Source organism: Micromonospora sp. NPDC051006 (assembly GCF_044456245.1).
Lineage (GTDB): Bacteria > Actinomycetota > Actinomycetes > Mycobacteriales > Micromonosporaceae > Micromonospora.
This window is the reverse complement of sequence record NZ_JBITFP010000033.1, coordinates 30,184-51,068: the sequence shown is the minus strand read 5'-3', so window position 1 is coordinate 51,068 and position 20,885 is coordinate 30,184. Positions and strand designations below refer to the sequence as shown.

Annotated in this window: 21 protein-coding genes, 1 tRNA gene and 1 pseudogene; 11 read left to right on the top strand and 12 right to left on the bottom strand. The window is 70.4% G+C overall.

Translation table 11 applies throughout. The annotated features are described in order from the left end of the window. Nucleotides 1-93 precede the first annotated feature (93 nt). The 4 genes from ACIBBA_RS31420 to ACIBBA_RS31405 form a co-directional block, all read right to left on the bottom strand. The gene (locus tag ACIBBA_RS31420) at nt 94-1,023 is read right to left on the bottom strand and encodes an SDR family NAD(P)-dependent oxidoreductase (protein ID WP_396702194.1); all 930 of its coding nucleotides are present in this window, start codon (nt 1,021-1,023) and stop codon (nt 94-96) included. Between the two features lie 333 nt (nt 1,024-1,356). Then, nucleotides 1,357-2,853: an MFS transporter gene (locus tag ACIBBA_RS31415; RefSeq protein ID WP_396702192.1), complete on the bottom strand. Its 1,497-nt coding sequence runs from the start codon at nt 2,851-2,853 to the stop codon at nt 1,357-1,359. Between the two features lie 60 nt (nt 2,854-2,913). Continuing rightward, the gene (locus tag ACIBBA_RS31410) at nt 2,914-3,384 is read right to left on the bottom strand and encodes a VTT domain-containing protein (RefSeq protein WP_396702190.1); all 471 of its coding nucleotides are present in this window, start codon (nt 3,382-3,384) and stop codon (nt 2,914-2,916) included. Then, a complete protein-coding gene (locus ACIBBA_RS31405) occupies nt 3,381-3,974 on the bottom strand; it encodes a CDP-alcohol phosphatidyltransferase family protein (RefSeq protein WP_396702188.1) in 594 nt (197 codons plus the stop codon). The genes ACIBBA_RS31410 and ACIBBA_RS31405 overlap by 4 nt, the downstream gene beginning before the upstream one ends. Before the next feature lie 134 nt (nt 3,975-4,108). On the opposite strand from ACIBBA_RS31405, the gene ACIBBA_RS31400 reads away from it, so the two are divergent. Together ACIBBA_RS31400 and ACIBBA_RS31395 are read left to right on the top strand one after the other, a co-directional pair. Next, nucleotides 4,109-5,221 (top strand): sensor histidine kinase, encoded by a 1,113-nt coding sequence (locus ACIBBA_RS31400; RefSeq protein WP_396702186.1) that lies wholly within the window; start codon nt 4,109-4,111, stop codon nt 5,219-5,221. After that, nucleotides 5,218-5,862, top strand: a complete 645-nt coding sequence (locus ACIBBA_RS31395) for a response regulator (protein ID WP_396702184.1) — start codon at nt 5,218-5,220, stop codon at nt 5,860-5,862. The genes ACIBBA_RS31400 and ACIBBA_RS31395 overlap by 4 nt, the downstream gene beginning before the upstream one ends. A gap of 28 nt (nt 5,863-5,890) precedes the next feature. Here ACIBBA_RS31395 and ACIBBA_RS31390 read toward each other — a convergent pair whose 3' ends face one another. After that, nucleotides 5,891-7,093 (bottom strand): ROK family transcriptional regulator, encoded by a 1,203-nt coding sequence (locus ACIBBA_RS31390; RefSeq protein WP_396702182.1) that lies wholly within the window; start codon nt 7,091-7,093, stop codon nt 5,891-5,893. A gap of 39 nt (nt 7,094-7,132) precedes the next feature. Between ACIBBA_RS31390 and ACIBBA_RS31385 the strand changes: the two genes are divergently transcribed. Further along, nucleotides 7,133-7,762, top strand: a complete 630-nt coding sequence (locus tag ACIBBA_RS31385) for an HAD-IA family hydrolase (protein ID WP_396702180.1) — start codon at nt 7,133-7,135, stop codon at nt 7,760-7,762. A 95-nt stretch (nt 7,763-7,857) separates the two neighbouring features. On the opposite strand, the gene ACIBBA_RS31380 is transcribed toward ACIBBA_RS31385, so the two are convergent. Beyond that, nucleotides 7,858-8,295 (bottom strand): DUF3995 domain-containing protein, encoded by a 438-nt coding sequence (locus ACIBBA_RS31380; RefSeq protein WP_396702178.1) that lies wholly within the window; start codon nt 8,293-8,295, stop codon nt 7,858-7,860. Between the two features lie 289 nt (nt 8,296-8,584). Here ACIBBA_RS31380 and ACIBBA_RS31375 point away from each other — a divergent pair, with 289 nt between their 5' ends. After that, nucleotides 8,585-9,586 (top strand): RNA polymerase subunit sigma-70, encoded by a 1,002-nt coding sequence (locus tag ACIBBA_RS31375; RefSeq protein ID WP_396702176.1) that lies wholly within the window; start codon nt 8,585-8,587, stop codon nt 9,584-9,586. A gap of 297 nt (nt 9,587-9,883) precedes the next feature. Next, nucleotides 9,884-10,339, top strand: a complete 456-nt coding sequence (locus tag ACIBBA_RS31370) for a DUF6069 family protein (protein ID WP_396702174.1) — start codon at nt 9,884-9,886, stop codon at nt 10,337-10,339. Between the two features lie 92 nt (nt 10,340-10,431). Here the strand turns inward: ACIBBA_RS31370 and ACIBBA_RS31365 are convergent, their stop codons facing one another. Continuing rightward, nucleotides 10,432-11,028, bottom strand: a complete 597-nt coding sequence (locus tag ACIBBA_RS31365) for a TetR/AcrR family transcriptional regulator (protein ID WP_396702172.1) — start codon at nt 11,026-11,028, stop codon at nt 10,432-10,434. Nucleotides 11,029-11,279: 251 nt separating this feature from the next. Here ACIBBA_RS31365 and ACIBBA_RS31360 point away from each other — a divergent pair, with 251 nt between their 5' ends. The 6 genes and pseudogenes from ACIBBA_RS31360 to ACIBBA_RS31335 form a co-directional block, all read left to right on the top strand. Next, on the top strand, nt 11,280-11,837 hold the full coding sequence (locus ACIBBA_RS31360) for a hypothetical protein (protein ID WP_396702170.1): 558 nt from the start codon (nt 11,280-11,282) through the stop codon (nt 11,835-11,837). Nucleotide 11,838: 1 nt separating this feature from the next. After that, the gene (locus tag ACIBBA_RS31355) at nt 11,839-13,281 is read left to right on the top strand and encodes a dihydrolipoyl dehydrogenase family protein (protein ID WP_396702168.1); all 1,443 of its coding nucleotides are present in this window, start codon (nt 11,839-11,841) and stop codon (nt 13,279-13,281) included. A gap of 118 nt (nt 13,282-13,399) precedes the next feature. Then, nucleotides 13,400-14,635, top strand: a complete 1,236-nt coding sequence (locus ACIBBA_RS31350) for a low temperature requirement protein A (RefSeq protein WP_396702166.1) — start codon at nt 13,400-13,402, stop codon at nt 14,633-14,635. A 131-nt stretch (nt 14,636-14,766) separates the two neighbouring features. Then, on the top strand, nt 14,767-15,294 hold the full coding sequence (locus ACIBBA_RS31345; protein WP_396702164.1) for a hypothetical protein: 528 nt from the start codon (nt 14,767-14,769) through the stop codon (nt 15,292-15,294). A 281-nt stretch (nt 15,295-15,575) separates the two neighbouring features. Continuing rightward, a complete protein-coding gene (locus ACIBBA_RS31340) occupies nt 15,576-15,938 on the top strand; it encodes a YciI family protein (RefSeq protein WP_396702162.1) in 363 nt (120 codons plus the stop codon). 144 nt (nt 15,939-16,082) lie between these two features. Continuing rightward, a pseudogene (locus ACIBBA_RS31335) lies at nt 16,083-16,513 on the top strand (site-specific integrase); the annotation flags it as partial. A 76-nt stretch (nt 16,514-16,589) separates the two neighbouring features. Here ACIBBA_RS31335 and ACIBBA_RS31330 read toward each other — a convergent pair. From ACIBBA_RS31330 to scpB, 5 genes are all read right to left on the bottom strand, one after another. Further along, a tRNA-Pro gene (locus tag ACIBBA_RS31330) sits at nt 16,590-16,663 on the bottom strand. Between the two features lie 215 nt (nt 16,664-16,878). Then, nucleotides 16,879-18,282 (bottom strand): ribosome biogenesis GTPase Der, encoded by a 1,404-nt coding sequence (der, locus tag ACIBBA_RS31325; protein ID WP_396702160.1) that lies wholly within the window; start codon nt 18,280-18,282, stop codon nt 16,879-16,881. Continuing rightward, nucleotides 18,279-18,959: a (d)CMP kinase gene (cmk, locus tag ACIBBA_RS31320; RefSeq protein ID WP_396702158.1), complete on the bottom strand. Its 681-nt coding sequence runs from the start codon at nt 18,957-18,959 to the stop codon at nt 18,279-18,281. Before cmk ends, der begins: the two co-directional genes overlap by 4 nt. A gap of 190 nt (nt 18,960-19,149) precedes the next feature. After that, entirely contained in the window at nt 19,150-19,920 is a 771-nt protein-coding gene (locus ACIBBA_RS31315; RefSeq protein WP_350874544.1) for a pseudouridine synthase, read from the bottom strand. Then, nucleotides 19,907-20,881, bottom strand: coding sequence for an SMC-Scp complex subunit ScpB (gene scpB / locus ACIBBA_RS31310; protein ID WP_396702155.1), 975 nt, complete (start codon nt 20,879-20,881; stop codon nt 19,907-19,909). The genes ACIBBA_RS31315 and scpB overlap by 14 nt, the downstream gene beginning before the upstream one ends. Nucleotides 20,882-20,885: the final 4 nt, after the last annotated feature.

Below are 20,885 nucleotides of genomic sequence, written 5' to 3'. Positions count from 1 at the left end.
CACGGCAGAGGCCACAGGACGAGGTAGCGCCTACAGGCTCGCGTCTACGCGCCCCCACAGCTTCTCGAGCGCTGCGCCGGATTGGCGTGACGGTCAGCCAGGGCTTTGTCGGTTCTTACCTGCTTGGGCCACGCCCAGCCACTCGCCGAGCCGACGACGAACCTGGATGCGGCGATACCCGCCGTGCACGGCCCCGGTCGGTGGTGGATCGAACAGCGACCCCGACCCGGGTGCGGCTGCGGCGGGCCTGGTCAAGAACGTCGCGCTCCACCGGGCGACCAACGACTCGGTGACACGCGGTGCCACCCGGTGGGCGAACAGCGCCAGGTGCGAGACCACCCCGGTTGTCACCTGCCTGCGCGGGCGGCGGGCGCATGCGACGATCGCGGCAGCGAGACGCTCCGGTGCGTACGCGGGCGGGATAGCTCGTAGCTGGCGGCCCGAGTGGTTGGCGGCCCGCTGGAAGAACGGCGTGTCGACCGGGCCGGGTAACACGAGACAGACCCGTATCCGAGGATGCCGGGCAACCTCCTGCTGAAGGTTCAGGGCCAGCCCTCTGATGGCGAACTTCGTCATGGAGTAGAGCGGCACAAGCGGGTTCGGGAACACAGACAGCAGTGACCCGACGAGCACGAGGTTGCCGCTGCCCTGCGCCTGAAATACAGCTAGGGCGGCGCGGGTGCACAGCACGGTGCCGAATACGTTGGTGTCCACCAGCCGACGAATCTCGTCCACCGATTCAGAGCCCAACGGCCCGGCAACGCCGACGGCCACCGCTTCAACCCAGACGTCTATCTTCCCGAACCGCTGCACCGCCAGCCTGGCCAACCGCTCCACAGCCACTGGATCCGCAATGTCGGTCGGCACAACCAGCACCTGCCCACCCCGTGCCCGGCAGTCGTGCTCGACCTCCGCGAGCGCTTCTTGGCTGCGCGAGACGAGTACCAACCTGGCCCCTTCGTCAGCGAACGCCAACGCGGTCGCGCGGCCAATCCCGCTCGACGCCCCCGTGATCAGCACCACGGCGTCACGGAACGTCCTACGCTTGGCCATCACACCTCCCGCAACACGGCAGAACGAGATCAACCGTCTACCCGCGGGCGTGACAATCACTCCCAGGGTGCATCACGCTGCCTGCCGAGCCGCTCGGAATGCCAGGAGCGCTTCGTTGTTGGCCACGAACCTCCTCTGATCACCGGCCTCACGGCCCGTCACTAGTGCGAACGCACGGCGCAGAACAAGAACCGAGGCTGCCCACCCCCACGGTCCGATCGCACCTTTGCCTTGGCATGGTGGCGGCTGATCCTGCTTCTCGAGTTGGCGATGCGGCTGGCCCGAGGAAGTCTTGCCGCCGGGTCAGGCGCGGGCGGCTGGTTCGGCGGGCGTGGCGGCAGGACCATCACCCGATCCGCCGTCGGCTGACTCGGCCTGTTGGGCGACGGCGGCGCGGGCGAGGGCTACCGCCTCCAACCCGCGGACGTCCCGGCTGGCCAACATGCCGAGGACGGCGAGCACCACCATCGTGGCGAGAATCAGCAGCGTGTCGCGGGTACCGATCGCCGCGGCGACCGGTCCGACCGTCACCTGGCCGAGTGGGATGGCGACCCACGACCCCAACATGTCGTAGGAGTAGACGCGGGCCAGGTGGTCGGCCGGGATGTGCTGCGCGATCGATGTGTCCCAGGCGACGGCGAACTGTTCGACGGCGATGCCGACCGCCACCCCAGCCGGCAACAGCACGACGATGGTGGGCGCCAGGGCCAGCCCCAACAGCAGGAACGACTCGGCGAACATGCAGGCCACCCCGAGTAGCAGCAGCCGGCGAACCCGGATGCGTAGGGCGATCAGCCCGCCCACGACCATGCCGGCGGTCTCCGCCGCCAACACCACACCCCAGGCGCTACGGCCGATCGTCTGGTCCGCGACGGCCGGGCCGAGCACGTTCACGCCGCCGGCCAGGGCCCCGTTGAGAATCATGAAGCCGAGCACCACCACCCAGACCCAGGTCCGCGCGGTGAACTCGACCCAGCCATCCCGAACGTCAGCGACGATGCTCGTGCGGGTGCTCTTCGCCGGCGGAGCAGCGACCCTGACCCCGGTGAACGCGATAGCGGCGATAGCGAATGTGAGCGCGTCAACGGCGAGCCCCCACCCCGGCCCCACGGCGGCCACCAGGAGGCCACCGAGCGCGGCCCCGCCGATCATGCCCGCGTTGACGCCGAGCCGGATGAGCGCATTGGCCGGCTGAATCAGCTCCGGCGGCACCGTCTGCGGCGTCGCTGCGGCCGAGGCTGGCTGGGACAGGGCGCTCACGATGCCGTTGGCTGCACCGAGCGCCAGCAGCAGCGGGATCGTCGCTGTGCCGGTGAGCACCAGGGCGGCCACCGCGGCCTGGGTCAGCGCACCCAGCACGTTCGAGCCGACCAGGACCAGCCGGCGTGAAATCCGGTCGGCCACGACCCCGCCGAAGAGCACGAACAGCACGGTCATCAGCGATCTGGCGCCGACCACCAGGCCCAGGTCGCGCACCGAGCCGGTCAGATCGAGTACGGCGAAGGCCAGCGCGATGGGAGCGACACCGTTGCCCAGCATGTTGACCAGCCGGCCAGCAGCGAGGTAGCGGAACGCGCCGTATCGCAGCGGAGCCAGCATCAGTCCTCCATCCGAAAAGGAGCAACGATCAACGTGAGGAACTGCTGGTGCAGGAAATTCCCGCAATGATTGGCTTTCGGTGCGGATCGATCGAGTCATTCTCTTGAGAGCAGAAAGGGCGGTGCGTTCCCACCCGTACAGTGCGATCCCGGTCAGCGGGTCAGCGGGACGCATTTCGTCGGCATGCAGCGGCCGGGGCATGCGGTCATCAGGGACTCGTCCGTTTCCGATGCTTCGGAGCCGCCACGGTGGCGGTCGGGCTCACGCAAGGGCCAAGGGCAGGGCGAGGATCGCGAAACGGACGACGCGTCCGAGCAGGCAGGCGACGGCGAACTCCCAGTGTCGCAGGCCGGCGGTTCCGGCGGCCACGCTGACCAAGGCGAGTGGTGGGACGCCGACGGAGGCGGAAAGGAGCACCGTCGGCAGACCGGTGCGGCGGTGAGAGAGCCAGCGCCGGACGGGCTCGGCCCACCGGGCAGCCCGGGCAGCCACGCGCCCCGATTGGTTGCGTCGTGCGTGCCTCCGGGCCAACCGGCCAGTTCCTCGACGAGCAGCTTCCAACAGCAGCAGCTTCCCAGCGGTTTGCCCGACCGCCAGAGCGACCACGGCGATCACGGCGTACCCGCCCGGCTGCCCGGCGACTACGGCGTAGGCCTCCGCGTTGACGACCGGAACAAGGGCCGAGGCGAAACCGTATCCGAGCGCAGCCGCGGCCTCCAGGACACCGCTCATGCCGGGCCGTCCCGGTTCAGCAGTTTGGCCACCGCCACGGCGGACCAGATCTTGATCACAAGGACGGCCAATGCCACGGTCACTGCCAACGAGTATCGGCCGAACGCCACGGCGCCGATGACCCCGGCGGTATTGACCGCCTTCGCCAGCGGCGACCAGTTCAATGCCCATACGCGCCGGTCAACGACATGGAAGTAGTTCGGACTGATGACCGGCCAGCACAGGAACGCCAGCGACAGCATTGTGTCCAGGACCATGAACGATGGCAGAAACACCACGGCGACCAGCGAAACATCGGGCATCAGGGCGACCAGGCCCATACAGAGCACGGCGGTGCATGCCCGGTCGCTCACGATGTCGAGGACGGCACCGGCCCGGGTCTCCTGGCCGAGCCGGCGCGCAGCCAGGCCGTCGAGCATGTCACCGAGCCAGTAGACGCCGTACGCCACTGCGATCAAGGCGACGGAACCGGAAACGAGGGCGACGATGCCGAGTGTGACGGCGGCGAGCGTCCGGGTGATGGTGATGTAGTTGGGGATGGTGAGAAGCGGGCCGACCTGCAGGGCGGGCCGGGAGTCGACGAGAGTCACCGCTGCAGCGTGCGGTTCCTGGGGCGTACGGCGGAACGTACCGGGGTGCCGACCTCGGTGCGGCTGCGGTACCGGGGTGCCGGTTCGGCTGGTACCTGAGTACCTGGCTGACCCCAGGGCGGATCATCGAGACTGTGCAGGTGGTGACAGCGATCGGGCGATGGGTGCGCAGCCTCGAAGGCGTGCGCCGGCTCACCTATGGCGCGGCAGGTCTGATCGTCGTAGCCGTGGTCACGACGGTCGACCAGAACGTGCTCGTACCGGCGGGCTGGGTGTGGCTGGTGCTGCCCGCCGCCCTCACGGCCATGGCCCTACCTCCCGGCCCTCGGACATTGGTCTTCGCCGCCTGCGCCGGGTTCGTGGCGATCGTCAGCACCGGTGAGTCGGTCCAGCTGGGCCTGGCGGCGGCCGCATTCGTATTCGTCTCGACCTGCGAGGATCCTGCCCGCCGACCGTGGCTGGGATGGGTGGCTGGTTCTGCCGGCGCCGCCGGCGCCCTCGCCATCGCTCTGCTGAACCATCGCGGGCCCTACGAACAGCCGTTCGCCTTCGTCGCGGCCGGCTACCTCCTTGCCGTCCTCATGCGCTCGTGGTCGCGCGGCAACGCCCTCACCCGGGAGACGAGCGTGCTACGTGACCAGGCTGCCTGGCTGGAACAGCGCACAAACCTGGCCCGCGAACTGCACGACGTGGTCGGTCACCACGTCACCGCGATGGTGGTCCAGGCCGAGGCCGGACAGTACAGCAGCGACCCGGCAGTGGCGCTGCGGACAATCGCGAACAGTGGCCGCACCGCCCTACGTGAACTGGACACGCTCGTCGTACATCTACGCGACCCGGACGCGTCGATAACCGTGAGCGCCCCGCCGCGCCTGTCCGACATCGACGAACTGCTCGCCGAGCCGCTGCGCCAGCAGGGCGTGACGGTGCACGTCCGGCTCGACGCCGAGCCGGGACTCGACGAGGTGGGTGTGCTGGCGGCATACCGCATCGCTCAGGAGGCCATCACCAACATCGCCCGCCACGCGAGCGCCACCACCGCCTGGGTTGAGCTGATCCGCGTCGGCGACCACGCCCGGCTGCGGGTGAGCGACGACGGGATCGGACCGCCCCAGGCCGCAACACGCGGCTCGGGGCTGCTCGGCATCGAGGAACGCGCGCGGGCGCTCGGCGGCAGCTCGAACGTGGGCCGGCGCCCCAGCGGCGGTACGGTGCTGGAGGCCATCCTGCCGGTGGCGAAGCCATGATCCGTGTCGCGATCGCCGACGACCAGCAGCTGGTCCGCGACGGCTTCAGCCAGATCCTGCGTTCCCAGCCGGACATCCACGTCGCCGCCGAAGCCGCGGACGGGCGACAGCTCCTCGACGCCGTCCGTTGTGATCCCCGCATCGACGTCGCCCTCGTCGACATCCGCATGCCGGTGCTGGACGGCCTACAAGCCACCCGGGAACTGGCCGCGATCCCCCACGCCCCGGCCGTCATCATCGTCACCACCTTTGACGATGATGCGTACGTCTTGGACGCCATCGCCTCCGGAGCGCGCGGGTTCCTCCTCAAGCGCAGTAGCGCCCACGACCTCATGTCCGCCGTACGCACAGTCGCGGCCGGCGGCGCAATCCTCTCGGCCGACATCACCGGCGCCGTCCTCGAACGCGTACGGTCGACCGGCCCGGCGACCCGCGTGGACCTCACCACCTACCAGCTGACCGCCCGCGAGACCGACGTGCTCACGTTGATCGGCGCCGGGCTGAACAACGACGAGATCGCGCGAAGTCTTCATCTGTCGATGAGCACAGTCAAAACCCATGTCGCGAACGTGCTGGCAAAGACCGGAAGCCGCGACCGCGTGCGAGCCGCCATCCTGGCCATCCAGGCTGGCCTTTCGTAGGAGAGATCGGCGATCCGACGGCGCCGTTTCAGGGCTGCTCGTGTCGTAGGTCCGCGGCCCACTGCGCCAGGGCGGCTTCGCTGGTGACGTGGTCGAGGCCGACGATCGCGGCGCCGTACAGAGCCCCCTTGTCGCCGTGCGCGGCGTCCACCACGGGTGGGGGTTGTGTCCGGTGGAAGGCCATCAGGCCGTCGGCGTACGCGGTGTTGAAGGACGCGGCGGCGGCGCTGCGCAGTGGCGCGCCGATCCCTCCGAGGGTGACCACGTCAGGGTCGTGGAGGTTGACGAGACCGGCGACACCCGCGCCGAGGGCTGCCGCGACAGCGGACACCGCCTGCCGGGCGTGCAGGTTGTCGTTCACACGGGCGAGGATCTGGCGGGCGTAGCTACGGGGGTCGGCGGGAGTCGGCTCGTTGAGGTGGCGGGCCAGGGCCCGCCCGTCGACGTCGAGGTCCCAGCAGCCGCGGGCGCCGCAGGGGCAGCGTCGGGTCCGGTCGCCGAACGGCAGGTGCCCGTACTCGCCGGCGGCCCCGTGGGCGCCCGTCATCGGCCTTCCGTCGACGGTGACCGTGCCGCCGACACCGACCTCGACGATGAGGTGCAGCGCGGTGGTGGCAGTGGTGGCCGCGCCGGTGCGGGCCTCGGCGACGCCGGCGAGGGTCGCGTCGTTGCCGAGCAGGAACGGCAGTTGCCCTCCCTCGGTGACGACGCTGAGGTCGACCGGCCCCCAGCCGAGCGTGGACGCCTGTACCAGGTGACGGTCGTGAATCGTGCCGGCCACGGCCAGCGACACCGCACGCAGCCGGCGGCCGTATCGGGCGCGGCCCTGCTCGACGCCGCGGCGCACGGCGGCCAGTACCGCGGTTGGCTCACGGCTGTCGTGCTGGCGGACCCGCAGGTCATGCAGCTGCCCGTCGATGGCCGCTACGGCGCAGCGCCAGTCCTCCTGTCGCAGGTCGACCGCCAGAACCATCGGGCCGTCGGGATGCGGCCGCAGGACGGTCGTGGGTCTTCCTCGGCCCTGCACCGGAGCCGGCGCCTCCGCGAGCAGTCGCAGGCCACGGAGCCGGGTGGTGATCTCCGTGGCCAGCCCGCTGGTCAGCTCCAGCCGCTGGGCCAGCAGGGCACGGGTGATACCGGGATTGCGGTGCACCTGTGCCAGTACCTGCGACGCCGTGTGCCACCGGGCCGTGTCGGCGCGCTGACGGGAAGGGCTTGCCACCGAAATCATTCCCCCTTATCCTCGCCTCACGAGCATATTAGCGGGAGCGTGGTCGTGGACCTGTCAGGCATCGACGCGGTGCTGTTCGACATGGACGGCACTCTGGTGGACTCCGACGCCGCTGTCGAGCGGGCCTGGCGAACATGGGCAGCCGAATACGGGGTCTCCCCCACAGCGGCCCTGGCGATCGCGCACGGCAGTCCCGCCGATCACACCGTTCGCCGGCTGCTGCCCTTGCTCGACGACGCTGCGGTCACCGGCGCAGCGGCACGGCAACTGGCGCTGCAGTACGACGACCTGTCCGACGTCAGACCCACCCCCGGCGCCCACGAACTGCTGGCAACACTGGCCCGGCTGGGGCTGCCCTGGGCGGTGGTGACCAGCGCCGACGCCCGGCTAGCCAAGGTCCGGCTCGGCGCCGCCGGCATCGATCCGCCCGTGCTGGTCACCGTGGAAGACGTCAGCGCGGGCAAGCCGGATCCGCAGGGCTACCTGCGTGCCGCCGAACTGCTCGGCGTATCGCCATCGCGGTGCCTGGTCGTCGAGGACGCCGAGGTGGGGCTGCAGGCAGGGCGCGCCGCCGGCGCGATGACCGCGGCGCTGAAAGGCCTGGACGGCGACCTGCGTCTCGACGGCCTGGCACGTCTGACACGCCGACTGCAGTCGACCTCGGCGTAACCGCAGCCTTACGCCGGAGGTCACCTCGCCCGGGCACGTTCGGCGAACACACCGGTGTTGCCGCAGGCACTCTGGACGTCCGGAAGATGGCGCCGTCAGCCGCGCACATCGCTTCGTGATCGACGGAAGTAGGAGACCGTCGTCGCGACCATCAGCACCCCGCCCAGGAAGAAATAGGTGTTGATGCCAATGCCGGCCCAGAACTCCGCAGTGGAGATGTCGTCCGCTCCCAGGAAACCGCCTCGGCGGATGCCTGCGGCCATGAGCAGGTTTTCGACCATCCCGGGAACCCCCCGGACGACCAGTAGCGCGCTGCCGAACCACAGCGGCGTAAGGAGCACCCACCGAGGGACGCGCCGTCCCCACGGCCGGACGGTGCCCATGACGACGACCGCCCCCACGGCCGACATGAGGATGAGAATGACGTTGAAGATCACGTATGCCCGTAGATCCCACGGTCCGCCACCGGTCGGATCATCACCCGGAAAGAACACCGCTACCACGTGGGACACGACGAAAAAGATCAACCACACGAACGCGCCGTACGCCCAACGAGGGCCGCGATGAGTTCTCACACCAGCAGGATCGTGGATTCGGACGCTATGACGCCTCCCATCCTGAGGTGAGCCATCCCCCTCGCGAGAGGGACGCTCCCAGCGGTGACCCCTCCAGGCGCGCCGAAGCTGCCCACGCCGTCGATGCCAGAGGTCGCTCAGGCACCAACCGGACACTCGATCAGCCGTGCCGACCGACCCGAGTGATGAGTTGTCGCGCCCGCACCCGTCATACCTACGACGGAACACGACGAGGCGGAAGGATGACGTGATGGGTGCGGACACGCGGCTGGAGGAGCTGGGCGTGAGCGGTCTGGGCGAGGTCGACGAGCCGGCGTTCTCGGGGCTGGCGGAGCGGCACCGGCGGGAGCTGCACGTGCACTGCTACCGGATGCTCGGGTCGTTCGAGGACGCCGAGGACACCGTTCAGGAGACGTTCCTGCGTGCCTGGCGGCGGCGGGAGACCTTCGCGGGGCGGTCGACGTTCCGGGCCTGGCTGTACCGGATCGCCACCAACGCCTGCCTGGACCTGCTCGCCAAGCGCCGCCCGGAGCCCGCGACCGGCGGAGAGGTGCTGTGGCTGCAGCCCTACCCGGACCGGCTGCTCGACGAGCTGCCCGCGGGTGACGCGGACGAGCCGGAGACCGTCGCCGTCGCGCGGGAGACGATCGAGCTGGCGTACCTGGTCGCGGTCCAGCACCTCGCTCCGCGCCCGAGGGCCGTGCTGATCCTGCGCGACGTGCTCGGTTGGCCGGCGAAGGACGTCGCGGAGCTGCTCGGGGACTCCGTCAACTCCGTGAACAGCGCGTTGCAGCGGGCCCGCGCCGGCATGCGCGAGCACCTGCCCGCCGAACGGCAGGACTGGACCGGCGGCGAGGAGGACGCCAGGACGCGCGAGCTGGTGCGCCGCTTCACCGACGCCAGCGTGGCCACCGACGTCGCGGCGGTCGCCACCCTCCTGCGGGACGATGTCCGCTGCTCGATGCCGCCCACCCCGGGCCTTCACGTCGGCCGCGACGCGGTGGTGCGGGACTGGACCGAGAGCGGCTTCGAGGGCCTGGGGCGCCTGCGCACCGTCCCCACCTCCGTGAACCGCCAGCCCGCCATCGCCTTCTACCTCTGGCGCGAGCAGGAGCAGGCGTACCTGCCGCTGACCATCGACGTACTTCGCATCACCGGCGGCGCGATCACCGAGATCACCATCTTCCACAACGACCAGTTCCCGCGCCTCGGGCTGCCGGAGCGCCTGCCGGCGGACGGCACGGAGTAGTCCGGTGTGGACGCTCGCGCTGCGCGCTGGCGCGCGCGTCCCGGTGGTCCCGGCGGAGTGGTCCCACGCCTTCGCCGTCGTCACCCGGGGCCAGGTCCAGCTGGAGCTGCGCGACGGCGAGCCCGGACCGGTCCTCGGACGCGGCGCCGGGTTCTGGCTCCGCGGCACCGGCGTCCGCGCCCTGCGCAACCCCGGCCGTCGCACGGCGACGGTACGCATCGTCACGCCCAGAGCAAGCACGTCACCTGCCGGTCAACGCCCCCCGTACGCCCAGCTATCGACTGATGGAGGAACGACATGAACAGCATGAGTGACAACGAGGTCGTCGCAAACCCGGCATCGGGCCAGACCAGCCACAGCCACCGATTCCGCGGGCTCGTCGGCACCGGCTTCGTCGCCACGCTCACGGCGATGGCGGCCACCACCCTGGCCGCTGCGCTCGCCCAGGCCGCCGGCGTCGACTTCGAGGTCCCCGATGGCGGCGAGACGATCCCGTTGCCCGGGTTCGCCGTCGTGACCGGCTTCTTCTCGGTCGTGGGCATCGTCATCGCCGTCGCCCTGCTTCGGTGGAGCGCTCGCCCCGCCGATCGATTCGTGTGGACGGCAGTGTCGCTGACCGCGGTCTCGTTGGTCCCGCCCCTCCTCGCCGGGGCCAACACCGCCACCGCCAGCGCCCTCCTCGGGCTACACCTCGTCCCCGCGGCGGTGATGATCCCCACCCTGGCGCGGAGCCTCCGCAGCCGGACCGATTGAGGATCCCGCAACGGGACGACGCGCGGCGCGAGGGCATGCGGGCCTCTTCGACGACGTACGGTTCGGCGGGCGGGACGCAGGCCGAGCGCAGCTCAGGCCGGCTGGCGAGCGGCGTGAGTGCGGATGAGTCCCTCGACGCCGCGGAGGAAGGTTTCGCAGATCAGTACCCGGTCGAAGAGGCAGCCGGCCGCCATGGCGCCGTCGCGGAGCATGACGAAGTGCTGCGCGGCGGCCTCGGCCTCGGTCTTCTCGATGCTCGCCATCAAGGTGTTGATCGTGTCGAGGAACCACTGTCGATGCGTGAGGACGGCCTGGTGCACGGGATGGTCGGGGTCGGGATACTCAGCCACGGCGTTCAGGAAGGCGCAGCCGCGAAAACCGGCGGACTGGATGCCCTGGGCAATCGACTCCGCAACGGCCCTCAGGGTGTCGGGCGCCGGTAGGCCGGCGGCGACGGCCGTGTCGACCTGGCCGCGAATGGCTTGATCGGCCGCCTGCAGATAGGCGAGGACGAGATTCTCTTTACCGGGAAAGTGCCGATAGAACGTGGCCCGGGTCACTTTCGCCTCGGTGATGATCCGGTCGACGCCGACCGAGTGGATTCCCTCCCCGTAGAAGATCCTGGTCGCCGTGTCGAGGAGCCGTTGTCGCGCCTCGGACGGCCGGATGTCGGTCTCGCTACGTGCCATGAGCCCATGATAGCGAATAGAACGTTCGGTCTCGCGCCGTCGGTCCATCGGGTTCCGGCCGCTCCTCGCTGATGACCTCGCCCAGCGCGAACCAGGCGCGGGTAGACAGGGGGTAGAACGTTCTGTCTTGACGGCTCGACGCGAAGTCGTCATCATTGGCAAGGTAGAACGATCGTTCTTCGGGGCGGTGCTTCCGACCCGCGGCGCCCGCTGGCCGCCGTACCCCTCTCAGTAACCACCGAAGGATCACCATGACCACCGTTACCGCACCCGGGATCTCGACGACGGCGTCCACCCTGCGGCGGCTGTACTTCGTCCGCTTCGCGTTCGCCATCGTCTGGGCCCTCGTGATGTTCACGACCGCCGAGCACCTCGGCCCGCTCGCCGCGACGCTGCTCGTGCTCTACCCGCTGTTCGACGTGGCCGCCGCCGTCATCGACGCCCGCGCGTCGCGCGCCACCGGATCGCCCAACCTGCTGTACGTGAACGTCGCGGTCAGCCTGCTCGCCGCGGTCGGCCTGGCCTTCGCCGGCGCGTCCGGCATCCCGGCGGTCCTGCGCGTGTGGGGTGCCTGGGCGGTCGTGGCCGGCCTGGTTCAGCTGATCGTGGCGGTCAACCGCCGCGCGATGGGCGGCCAGTGGCCGATGATCATCAGCGGCGGCATCTCCGTACTCGCCGGCGGATCGTTCATCGCCGCTGCCTCCTCGGACAACCCGGTGCTGACCAACGCGATCGGCTACGCCATCCCCGGCGCCATCTTCTTCCTCATCTCGGCCATCCGCCTCGGCCGCGCCGCCAAGGCGAACTGACATGGAAAGCGCTACCTATGACGTCGTCGTGATCGGCGCTGGACCGGTCGGAGAGAACGTCGCCGATCGGATCGTGCAGGGCGGCCTGACCGCGGCCATCGTCGAGCGGGAACTGGTCGGTGGTGAGTGCTCGTACTGGGCCTGCATGCCGACCAAGGCGTTGCTGCGCAGCGCGACCGCGCTCCGGGCGGCACGTCGGCTGCCCGGCGCGCGTGAGGCGGTAACGGGCGACCTGGACGCCGCCGCCGTGCTGCGCCGTCGCGACTCCTTCGCCTCGAACTGGTCTGACGACGGCCAGGTGTCCTGGCTCGACTCGGCCGGGATCGCGCTGTATCGCGGCCAGGGACGGATCAGCTCCGACCGGGTAGTCGAGGTGTGGAGCGGCGAGGACGGCCCGAGCATCTCGCTCACCGCCCGGCATGCGGTAGTCGTCGCGACCGGAAGCAGCGCGCTGATCCCGGCCCTCACCGGTATCCGCCAGGCGGCACCCTGGACCAGCCGGGAGGCGGCCGCCGCGACCGAAATTCCCGGTCGGCTCGCCGTCATCGGTGGTGGCGTGGTGGCGTCGGAGATGGCGACCGCGTACGCGAGTCTCGGATCCAGGGTGACGGTGCTGGCCCGTGACGGTCTGCTGCACCTGGCGGAGCCGTTCGTCGGCGAGCGGGTCACGCAGTCGTTGCGGGAAGCCGGTGTGTCCGTGAGGCTCGGTGCCGAGGCCGCGTCGGTGAACCGGGACGGCGACGGCACCGTGCACATCACGCTCACCGACGGCGAGCAGGTCGAAGCCGACGAACTCCTGGTCGCGACCGGCCGTACGCCGAACACACAGGACGTCGGCCTCGACAAGATCGGCCTGAAGCCCGGCGCGTGGCTCACGGTCGACGACACGTTGCGGGTCCTCGACGAGGACGGAGCGTTGATCGGCGACGGATGGCTGTACGCCGCCGGTGACGTCAACCGGCGCGTACTGCTGACTCACCAGGGCAAGTACCAGGCTCGCGCAGTGGGCGACGTCATCGTGGCGCGCGCCAAGGGCGAAGCGGTCGAGGACGGTCGGTGGGGCCGGCACGTCGCCACTGCCGACGAGCGTGCCGTGCCGCAGGTCGTCTTCACCGACCCGGAGGTCGCGTCGGTGGGGCTGACCGCGGCCGCCGCCGAGGCCGTCGGGCTGCGGATCCGGGTCGTCGACTACGACCTGGCCGCGGTCGCGGGATCCGCTCTGCACGCCGAGGGATACCAGGGGCACGCCCGGATGGTCGTCGACGAGGACCGGCAGGTGATCGTCGGCTTCACGCTCGTCGGTCCCGACGTCGCGGAACTGCTGCATGCGGCGACGATCGCGGTCGTCGGCGAGGTGCCGCTGGATCGGCTGTGGCACGCCGTTCCCGCGTTCCCGACGGTCAGCGAGGTCTGGTTGCGCCTGCTGGAGGCGTACGGCCGCTGACAGCGAGCCGAGTATCGCTCGACCGGGCGGGTGAGGGCGACGGGAGCACCGGCAGGGGCCGACGCAACCCTGACGGCGGCCGACTCGTTGCTGCCACAGGGGCGGACGGGGGCGGACGATGGTGGCGGGACGCGGTGCCGGGCTGCTGCGCTCTGCGACGAGTTCGGGGCGCGCCACGTTCCTGGAGCTCTTCTTCGACCTGGCCTTCGTTGTCGCCCTCACCCGCGTCTCGCAACGGTTCGCCGACCTCGGCAGCGACACCGGCTGGACGCTCGTTGCCGGGCTCGGTCGCACCCTGCTGCTGTTCCTGGCGCTCTGGTTGATCTGGTCGCACACCACCTGGATCACCAGTCGCTACGAGCCCGAGCGGTCGATCATTCAGGCGGTCGTGGTCGGCACCATGTTCGCCGCCCTGGTGATGGCGGTGACGCTGCCGCGCGCCATGGAGGAACGGGCCTTGCCGTTCACGGTCGCGTACCTGATGGTGATGGTCGTGCGGCCGCTGGTGGTCGCTGCCGCGCTGCGTGGCCATCCACGACGGCTGGTGCCGTTTCGCCTCGCCGCATGGGCAGCGGTTTCCGCGCCGATCTGGCTGGTCGGCGCGTTGGGCCCCGACCACCTTCGCCTGCCGCTGTGGGCTGCCGCGCTTGCCGTGGACTACCTCGCCTGGGCTCTGGGCTGGCCGCTGCCGCGGCTCGGGGCCGCGGCGATCGGTCAGTGGCGAATCGCCGGGGAGCATCTGGGCGAACGTCACCAGCAGATTTTCCTCATCGCGCTCGGTGAGACGATCTTGGTCATCGGCGTCGTCTTCAGCGGTGCGGACTACTCCGCGCAGCGCGCCGCCGCCTTCACGGTCGCGTTCACCACCAGCGCGCTGCTGTGGCGGATCTACTTTCACCGCGCCGGTCGGTTGCTGCACGAGGCGCTGGGTCGGGCGCGTATGCCCGGTCAGTTGGGTACGGCGTCGGGTCGGACGCATGCGTTGATCGTGTTCAGCGTGCTCGTCACCGCCGTCGGCTACGAGCTGGTGATCGCCCATCCGTTCGGGCCGCCGCGGCCGACGTGGCTTCTGTTCGTGGTGGGCGGTCCGGCGCTCTTCCTCGTCGCCCGGGTGCGGCTGGAGTACGAGATCTTCGGCCGGCTCTCCGGGTCACGGATGATCGGCTTGGTGGTCCTGCTGCTGATCACGGCGGCGTTGGCCCAGTGGTCGCCGATGGTCGGACTGAGCGTGGTGGCCGGAGTGCTGGCCCTTATCGCACTGCTCGACGCGTTACAAAGCCGACAGCGGCCGCTCGAGGAATCCGCCTCGCCGATCGGGCGGGAGACGCCCGGCAATCCCGGGTCCGAGGCGTGACCGCTCGGGCTACTGAAGCGCTCCGTCGCCCCGGAGCTGTACCAACCAGCGGCAATGAAGGCAGCCCGCCCGGAGCGGCAGAAGGGAATACCGGCTGGCGCGGCGTGCAGCCCGTGAGCCATGGTTTGGGGGTGATCGTCATCCAGCGGGTGCGCGTGCGATGGAGCGCGGCTGGGCGCGGCGCGCCACAGGCCGACGCCCGTCGAGGACTCAACCGCCCGTTGATACTGCCTGCGCCGCTGCCGACAGGCGATGTTGTGGTCCATGACGTCCTGGCTGATGAGGCCGCCAGCTACGCACCACGCGCCGACGTACTGACTGGCGGCGTGAGCATCGCCCGCAGCCTCACCCTATGGCTCACCTTCGACGGCTCGGCGGTAACCGTCGAGCGCCTGCCCGGCAGGGCTGCGTTTCCCCGGACGGGAGTGTCGACCCGACTGTTCACCCTCACGCACGGGCAGGTCGGCCGGTACAGAGCCAACTTCCGGTTCCGGTTCACCGACTGCGCGTGCGACCCCAGCTGGTACTACGAGGACTGGGTGGTCCATGTCAGCAACGGCGAGGTCGCACGCGACCGGTTTCTGAGCGGCGAACCGGACCGCGATGTCGACAACCGTGTCCATCTCTACGGCGGCCCCGCGCGCCGAGGTGACCGCTAGCAGCCGCCCGTCACGCGCGGGCCCGCCGGGATTCGGGCGCGGCCAGGATGCCGTCGATCGCGTCGGCCCCGCCTGCCCGGCCTTGAGCATGCCGGACACGGCCTGTGACGCCGGCCGTCCACCACGTTGGTGTCTCTGGCATCCGCTTCTAGCCGAAGTGAGAGCGACGGCTAGCCGCGGCTCGGGCAGATTTTCCAGCCCGATGGCGTCGGACCTGTCGGATGCCGTTCGTAGCGTATGTAGAGACGGACACCGGGTCCGGACGAACAGAGGGAGCGGACATGCCCCAGTACCTCATCTACTTCAACCAGCAGTGGGTGGGTGACCACACCGAGGAATGGTTCCGCGGGCGCGGTCCACTCTCCAGTGCGGTCGTTGATGAGATCAAGGCCGCCGGAGCCTACGTCTTCGCCGGCGGGCTGGAGGAAGAGGACGGTCCGGTCTTCAGCGCCGACGCCACAAGCGGTGCGGTGATCTTCACCGACGGGCCCTACGTCGAGACCAAGGAATTCCTGGGCGGGCTGACCATCGTGGACGTGCCCGACGAGGAGACGGCCAGGATGTGGGCCGGGAAGATCGCGGAAGCGTGCGGCTGGCCCCAGGAGGTTCGCCGCTTCAAGCCGTGGCGCGAAGCCCGGGGATGATCGTCGCCCGTCGACCGACGCTTGTGTCAAGGCGTGGCCGACACCGGGGGCGACGGTGCTGCTGCGGCTTCACGGGATGACCTGTCCTATCGGCATCGCGAAGATTCGAGCGGTAACGGCGCTGGGCGCGGCGAGAAGGTGCCGCGCCAGCGCGGCCAGCTGCTGCACCGAGCCACCAAGACCGAAGAATCCGACGCTCCCCTACCGCTGCCGGCCATCTGCATCACCGCACTGCGGCACCGCTAACGACAACAGGAGGCCGCACGAGAGAGAGCCGGCGACGTCTGGAACGACACCGGCATGATCTTCACGACCCGCTATGGACTGCCGGTCGAACCACGCAACTTCAGCCGCTCCTACGACGGCCGCATCGCCCGTGCCGGTATCCGAAAGATCACCCTTCAGGATGCCCGACGCACCTGCGGTTCACTGCTGGTCGACCTGGACGTGAACCCCCGGGTCGCGAAGGCGATCCTGCGGCACGCGGACTTCTCGATCACGATGGAGATCTAAGCCCGGTCTCGTCCAAGACGACCCGCGAAGCCCTGCGGAGGCTCGGCGAAAGCCTCGATTAATGAGCCGTTGCTACTTCGCTGCTGTACAAGATCAGAAATGGCCATCCGGAAGATCCCGAATGGCCTCTGACCTGCGTCGGGACGGCCGGATTCGAACCGACGACCCCTTGACCCCCAGTCAAGTGCGCTACCAAGCTGCGCCACGTCCCGATGCTCCCGCGCGATCTCCCCGCGACAGCCGGTACAGCTTAGCGCAGCATCTCCCCCTCGTCCGCACAGGCCCCACTCGTCCCGCCGGTCGGCGCGGCGCCGCACCGGGCCCAATGCGACACCTCACCACCTCTAAAGCGTCCTAGGAGGGTGGGGTGACTGGCAATGCAGAAGGGCCGGGTGGGAAAGCCCCACCCGGCCCCTCTGAGGATCGATCAGCCGTGTGCCTTGCCTCGGCCGCCGGGACCGAGCTTCTTGCGTGGGCGTACCGAGATCTCGATCGGGCTGCCCTCGAAGCCGAACTCCTCGCGCAGCTTGCGCTCGACGAAGCGCTGGTAGCCGGCGTCGATCGGCCCGGTGGTGAAGAGCACGAAGCGCGGCGGCGCCACCCCGGCCTGGGTGGCGAAGAGGATCCGCGGCGCCCGACCGCCCCGCACCGGGTGCGGGGTGGCCTGCACCAGCGCAGTCAGCCACTGGTTGAGCTGCGCGGTCGGTACCCGGGTCTCCCAGCTGGCGAGGGCCTTGCGCAGCGCCGGAGCCAGCTTGTCCACCGCCCGGCCGGTCATCGCCGACAGGTTGAGCCGGAGCGCCCAGGGGATGCGGCGCAGCTCCCGGTCGATCTCCTTGTCCAGGTAGTACCGACGGTCGGCGTCGACCATGTCCCACTTGTTGAAGGCGATCACCAGGGCCCGGCCGGCCTCGGTCACCATGGACAGGATCCGCTGGTCCTGCTCGCTGATCGGCTCGCTGGCGTCGAGCAGCACCACGGCCACCTCGGCGGCCTCGATCGCCGCGGCGGTGCGCAGGCTGGCGTAGTACTCGGTGCCGCTGGCCTTGCCGACCCGCTTGCGCAGGCCGGCGGTGTCCACCAGGTGCCAGGTCTCCCCGCCGATCTGCACCAGGCTGTCGACCGGGTCGACGGTGGTGCCGGCGACCGAGTCGACGACCGCCCGCTCCTCACCGGAGAACCGGTTGAGCAGGCTGGACTTGCCCACGTTCGGCCGGCCGACCAGCGCCACCCGGCGCGGCCCGCGCGGCCGGTTCTCCACGATCGGCGGCGCGTCCGGCAGCGCGTCCAGGATCGCGTCGAGCAGCTCGCCGGAACCCCGGCCGTGCAGCGCCGACACCGGGTGCGGCTCGCCCAGGCCGAGCGACCAGAGGGAGGTGGCCTCCATCTCGATCGCGGTGTTGTCGGCCTTGTTCGCCACCAGGATGACCGGCTTGGCGCTGCGTCGCAGCATCTTCACCGCGGCCTCGTCCACATCGGTCGAACCGATCACCGCGTCGACCACGAAGAGCACCACGTCCGCAGTGACCACCGCCGCCTCGGCCTGCGCGGCGATCGCCGCCGCCCGGTCCTTGGCGTCCGGCTCCCAGCCGCCGGTGTCCACCACGGTGAACGCCCGGCCGGACCACTGCGCGTCGTACGGCACCCGGTCCCGGGTCACCCCGGGGACGTCCTCGACGACCGCCTGCCGGCGGCCGATGATCCGGTTGACCAGCGTCGACTTGCCCACGTTGGGCCGGCCGACCACGGCCACCACCGGCTGCGGACCGGACTGCTCCTCAACCTCCACGTCGGGCTCGCGCAACTCGACCCAACCACCAGGCTCGGTCATGCCACTCCCCGTTCGGTGAGCAGGTCGCGCAGCTGCTGGACGACCTCGTCGATGCCCAGCTCGGTGGTGTCCAGCACGACCGCGTCCGCGGCCTGCTGCAACGGCGAGACCTTACGGGTCGAGTCGAGCCGGTCCCGGCGGGCCAGGTCGGCGGCAGTGGCCGCCGCGTCGGCGGCGTCCTCGGCGCTGCGCCGGGCCGCTCGGGCCAGCTCGGAGGCGGTCAGGTAGACCTTCAGGTCGGCATCCGGCGCCACCACGGCACCGATGTCCCGGCCCTCGACCACGATCCGGCCGGCGTTGAGGATCATCTCCTGCTGGCGGGCGACCAGCAGCGCCCGCACCGCGGGCACCGCGGCCACGGCGGAGACCGACCCGGTCACCTCGGGCCCGCGGATCTCCGCGTCCACGCTGACGCCGTCGGCGGTCACCCCGTACCCCTGGGGGTCGGTGCCGATGCGCAGGTCCACCTCACCGGCGACCTTGGCCACCGCCTCGGCGTCGGTCAGGTCGACGCCGGAGCGCAGCACCGCCCAGGTGATCGCCCGGTACATCGCCCCGGTGTCCAGGTAGCGGGCACCGATGCCGGCGGCCAGCCGCCGCGAGACGGTGGACTTCCCCGAACCGGACGGCCCGTCCACAGCGACCACGCATCGCCCGGCCCGTACGTTTTCCTCCACCGTCGTCCTCCTCAGCCCGTACCTCACGGATCGCCGGCCTTCCGGCGCCGCAAGCGGATGTCCCTCGTCAATGATGCCCGCCGCCCCCAACGGGGCGCGCGCGACGCCGCCGGGCGCGACCCGCGCCACCGGCGCGGCCGTCGCCCGGCCGCTGCGAGCCTACCGGCAGCCGTACCCCCGTCCGACGGGGTCAGTCACCCACCGCCTTGAACAGGGCGGCGACTTCGGCGTTGGTGAGCCGCCGGGTCCGCCCGGCGCGCAAGTCACCGAGGCGGATCGGCCCGATCGAGGTACGGATCAGCCGGGAGACCGGGTGGCCGACCTCGGCCAGCAGTCGCCGGACGATGTGTTTGCGTCCCTCGTGCAGGGTCAGCTCCACCTGGGCGGTCCGTCCCAGCGTGTCCACCACCTTGAACGCGTCGACGCTCACCGGGCCGTCCTCCAGCTCGACGCCGGCCATCAGCCGCTTGCCGAGGTTACGGGGAATCGGACCGGCAACCTCACAGAGGTACGTCTTGGGCATCCCGTAGGAGGGGTGCATCAGCCGGTGCGCCAGGTTGCCGTCGTTGGTGAGCAGCAGCAGGCCCTCGCTGTCCGCGTCGAGCCGACCGACGTGGTAGACCCGCTGCTCGACCCGGTTGCCGATGAAGTCGGCCAGGGCCGTGCGGCCCTTCTCGTCGGCCATGGTCGACACCACACCGCGTGGCTTGTTCATCGCCAGGTACACCAGGGTGGTGTCGGCGACCAGCCGCTCACCGTCGACGTGGATCACCGCTGTGGCCGGGTCGACCTTGTCACCGAGCTGCGCGACCCGCCCGTCCACGGTCACCCGCCGCCGGAAGATCAGGTCCTCGCAGGCACGCCGGGAGCCGACGCCGGCGGCGGCGAGCACCTTCTGCAGGCGCTCGGCCCCGTCGGGAGCGGGGGCGTCGGGTCGGGGGGTGCGGTCATCGCGTCGCATCGGTCAGCTCTTCCACATCGTCGGGGAGGAACGGCGCGAGCGGCGGTAGCTCGTCGACCGTGTTCAACCCCAGCTTCTCCAAGAACAGGGTGGTGGTCCGGTAGAGGAACGCGCCGCTCTCCGCTTCGGTGCCGCACTCTTCCACCAGTCCGCGAGTGACCAGGGTACGGATCACCCCGTCGCAGTTGACGCCCCGGATCGCGGAGATCCGCGACCGGGTCACCGGCTGCTTGTAGGCGACCACCGCGAGGGTCTCGAGCGCGGCCTGGGTCAGCCGGACCGACTGCCCCTCCAAGACGAAGCGCTCGACATAGCTGGCGTATTCCGGGCGGGTGTAGAGACGCCAGCCACCGGCGGCCCGGCGCAGCTCGAAGCCGTGCCCGGCGGCGGTGTAGCCGGCGGAAATGTCGTCCAGCATCGCGCCGACCCGCTCGGGCGACTGTTCCAGCACCTGGGCCAGGGTCAGCTCGCTGACCGGCTCGTCCACCACCAGCAGAATCGCCTCCAGCGCCCCGCGCAGTTCGGCGTCGTCGAGCACCGGCGCGGGCTCCGGCACCGGCGCCGGCCGCCGCCGCCCGGTCCCCTGTCGGACCGGTACGGCCGGGGTGTCGTCGGCTCGGCCCGCCTCCGCCTGCTCGGACGCGACCGGCTCGGGCGCGACCGGCTCGGACGTGACCTGCCCCACCTCGGCCTGCTCGGTCGCGGCCGGCTCCGCCTCGGGCCGCGGTGCGGCAGCCGGCTCTGTCTCGGGCCGCTCTCCCCCGGGCTCCCCCGGGATCTCGCCGACGTCTGTCGCCTCGGGGTCGGGGTCCTGCGAGATCTTGGCGGATTCCGGCCCCTTTAGCGGCCCGGTACCAAGATCTGCGGGAGCGTCGGCCGGCGGCGAGGCGGGGCGCTCCCAGGGTGGCACCCAGGCGGCGGCCTGGTCGGCCAGGGAGTCGGGGCGCTCCTCGTTGCTCATCGCG

What these genes read in the sequence shown, in the direction of transcription:
- ACIBBA_RS31410 (WP_396702190.1), bottom strand. Translation starts at nt 3,384, where the DNA reads ATGAGCGGTGTCCTGGAGGCCGCGGCTGCGCTCGGATACGGTTTCGCC.
- ACIBBA_RS31370 (WP_396702174.1), top strand. Translation starts at nt 9,884, where the DNA reads ATGAACAGCATGAGTGACAACGAGGTCGTCGCAAACCCGGCATCGGGC.
- ACIBBA_RS31350 (WP_396702166.1), top strand. Translation starts at nt 13,400, where the DNA reads ATGGTGGCGGGACGCGGTGCCGGGCTGCTGCGCTCTGCGACGAGTTCG.
- ACIBBA_RS31415 (WP_396702192.1), bottom strand. Translation starts at nt 2,853, where the DNA reads ATGCCCCGGCCGCTGCATGCCGACGAAATGCGTCCCGCTGACCCGCTG.
- ACIBBA_RS31360 (WP_396702170.1), top strand. Translation starts at nt 11,280, where the DNA reads ATGACCACCGTTACCGCACCCGGGATCTCGACGACGGCGTCCACCCTG.
- scpB (WP_396702155.1), bottom strand. Translation starts at nt 20,881, where the DNA reads ATGAGCAACGAGGAGCGCCCCGACTCCCTGGCCGACCAGGCCGCCGCC.
- ACIBBA_RS31340 (WP_396702162.1), top strand. Translation starts at nt 15,576, where the DNA reads ATGCCCCAGTACCTCATCTACTTCAACCAGCAGTGGGTGGGTGACCAC.
- ACIBBA_RS31395 (WP_396702184.1), top strand. Translation starts at nt 5,218, where the DNA reads ATGATCCGTGTCGCGATCGCCGACGACCAGCAGCTGGTCCGCGACGGC.
- ACIBBA_RS31390 (WP_396702182.1), bottom strand. Translation starts at nt 7,093, where the DNA reads ATGATTTCGGTGGCAAGCCCTTCCCGTCAGCGCGCCGACACGGCCCGG.
- der (WP_396702160.1), bottom strand. Translation starts at nt 18,282, where the DNA reads ATGACCGAGCCTGGTGGTTGGGTCGAGTTGCGCGAGCCCGACGTGGAG.
- ACIBBA_RS31365 (WP_396702172.1), bottom strand. Translation starts at nt 11,028, where the DNA reads ATGGCACGTAGCGAGACCGACATCCGGCCGTCCGAGGCGCGACAACGG.
- ACIBBA_RS31315 (WP_350874544.1), bottom strand. Translation starts at nt 19,920, where the DNA reads ATGCGACGCGATGACCGCACCCCCCGACCCGACGCCCCCGCTCCCGAC.
- ACIBBA_RS31355 (WP_396702168.1), top strand. Translation starts at nt 11,839, where the DNA reads ATGGAAAGCGCTACCTATGACGTCGTCGTGATCGGCGCTGGACCGGTC.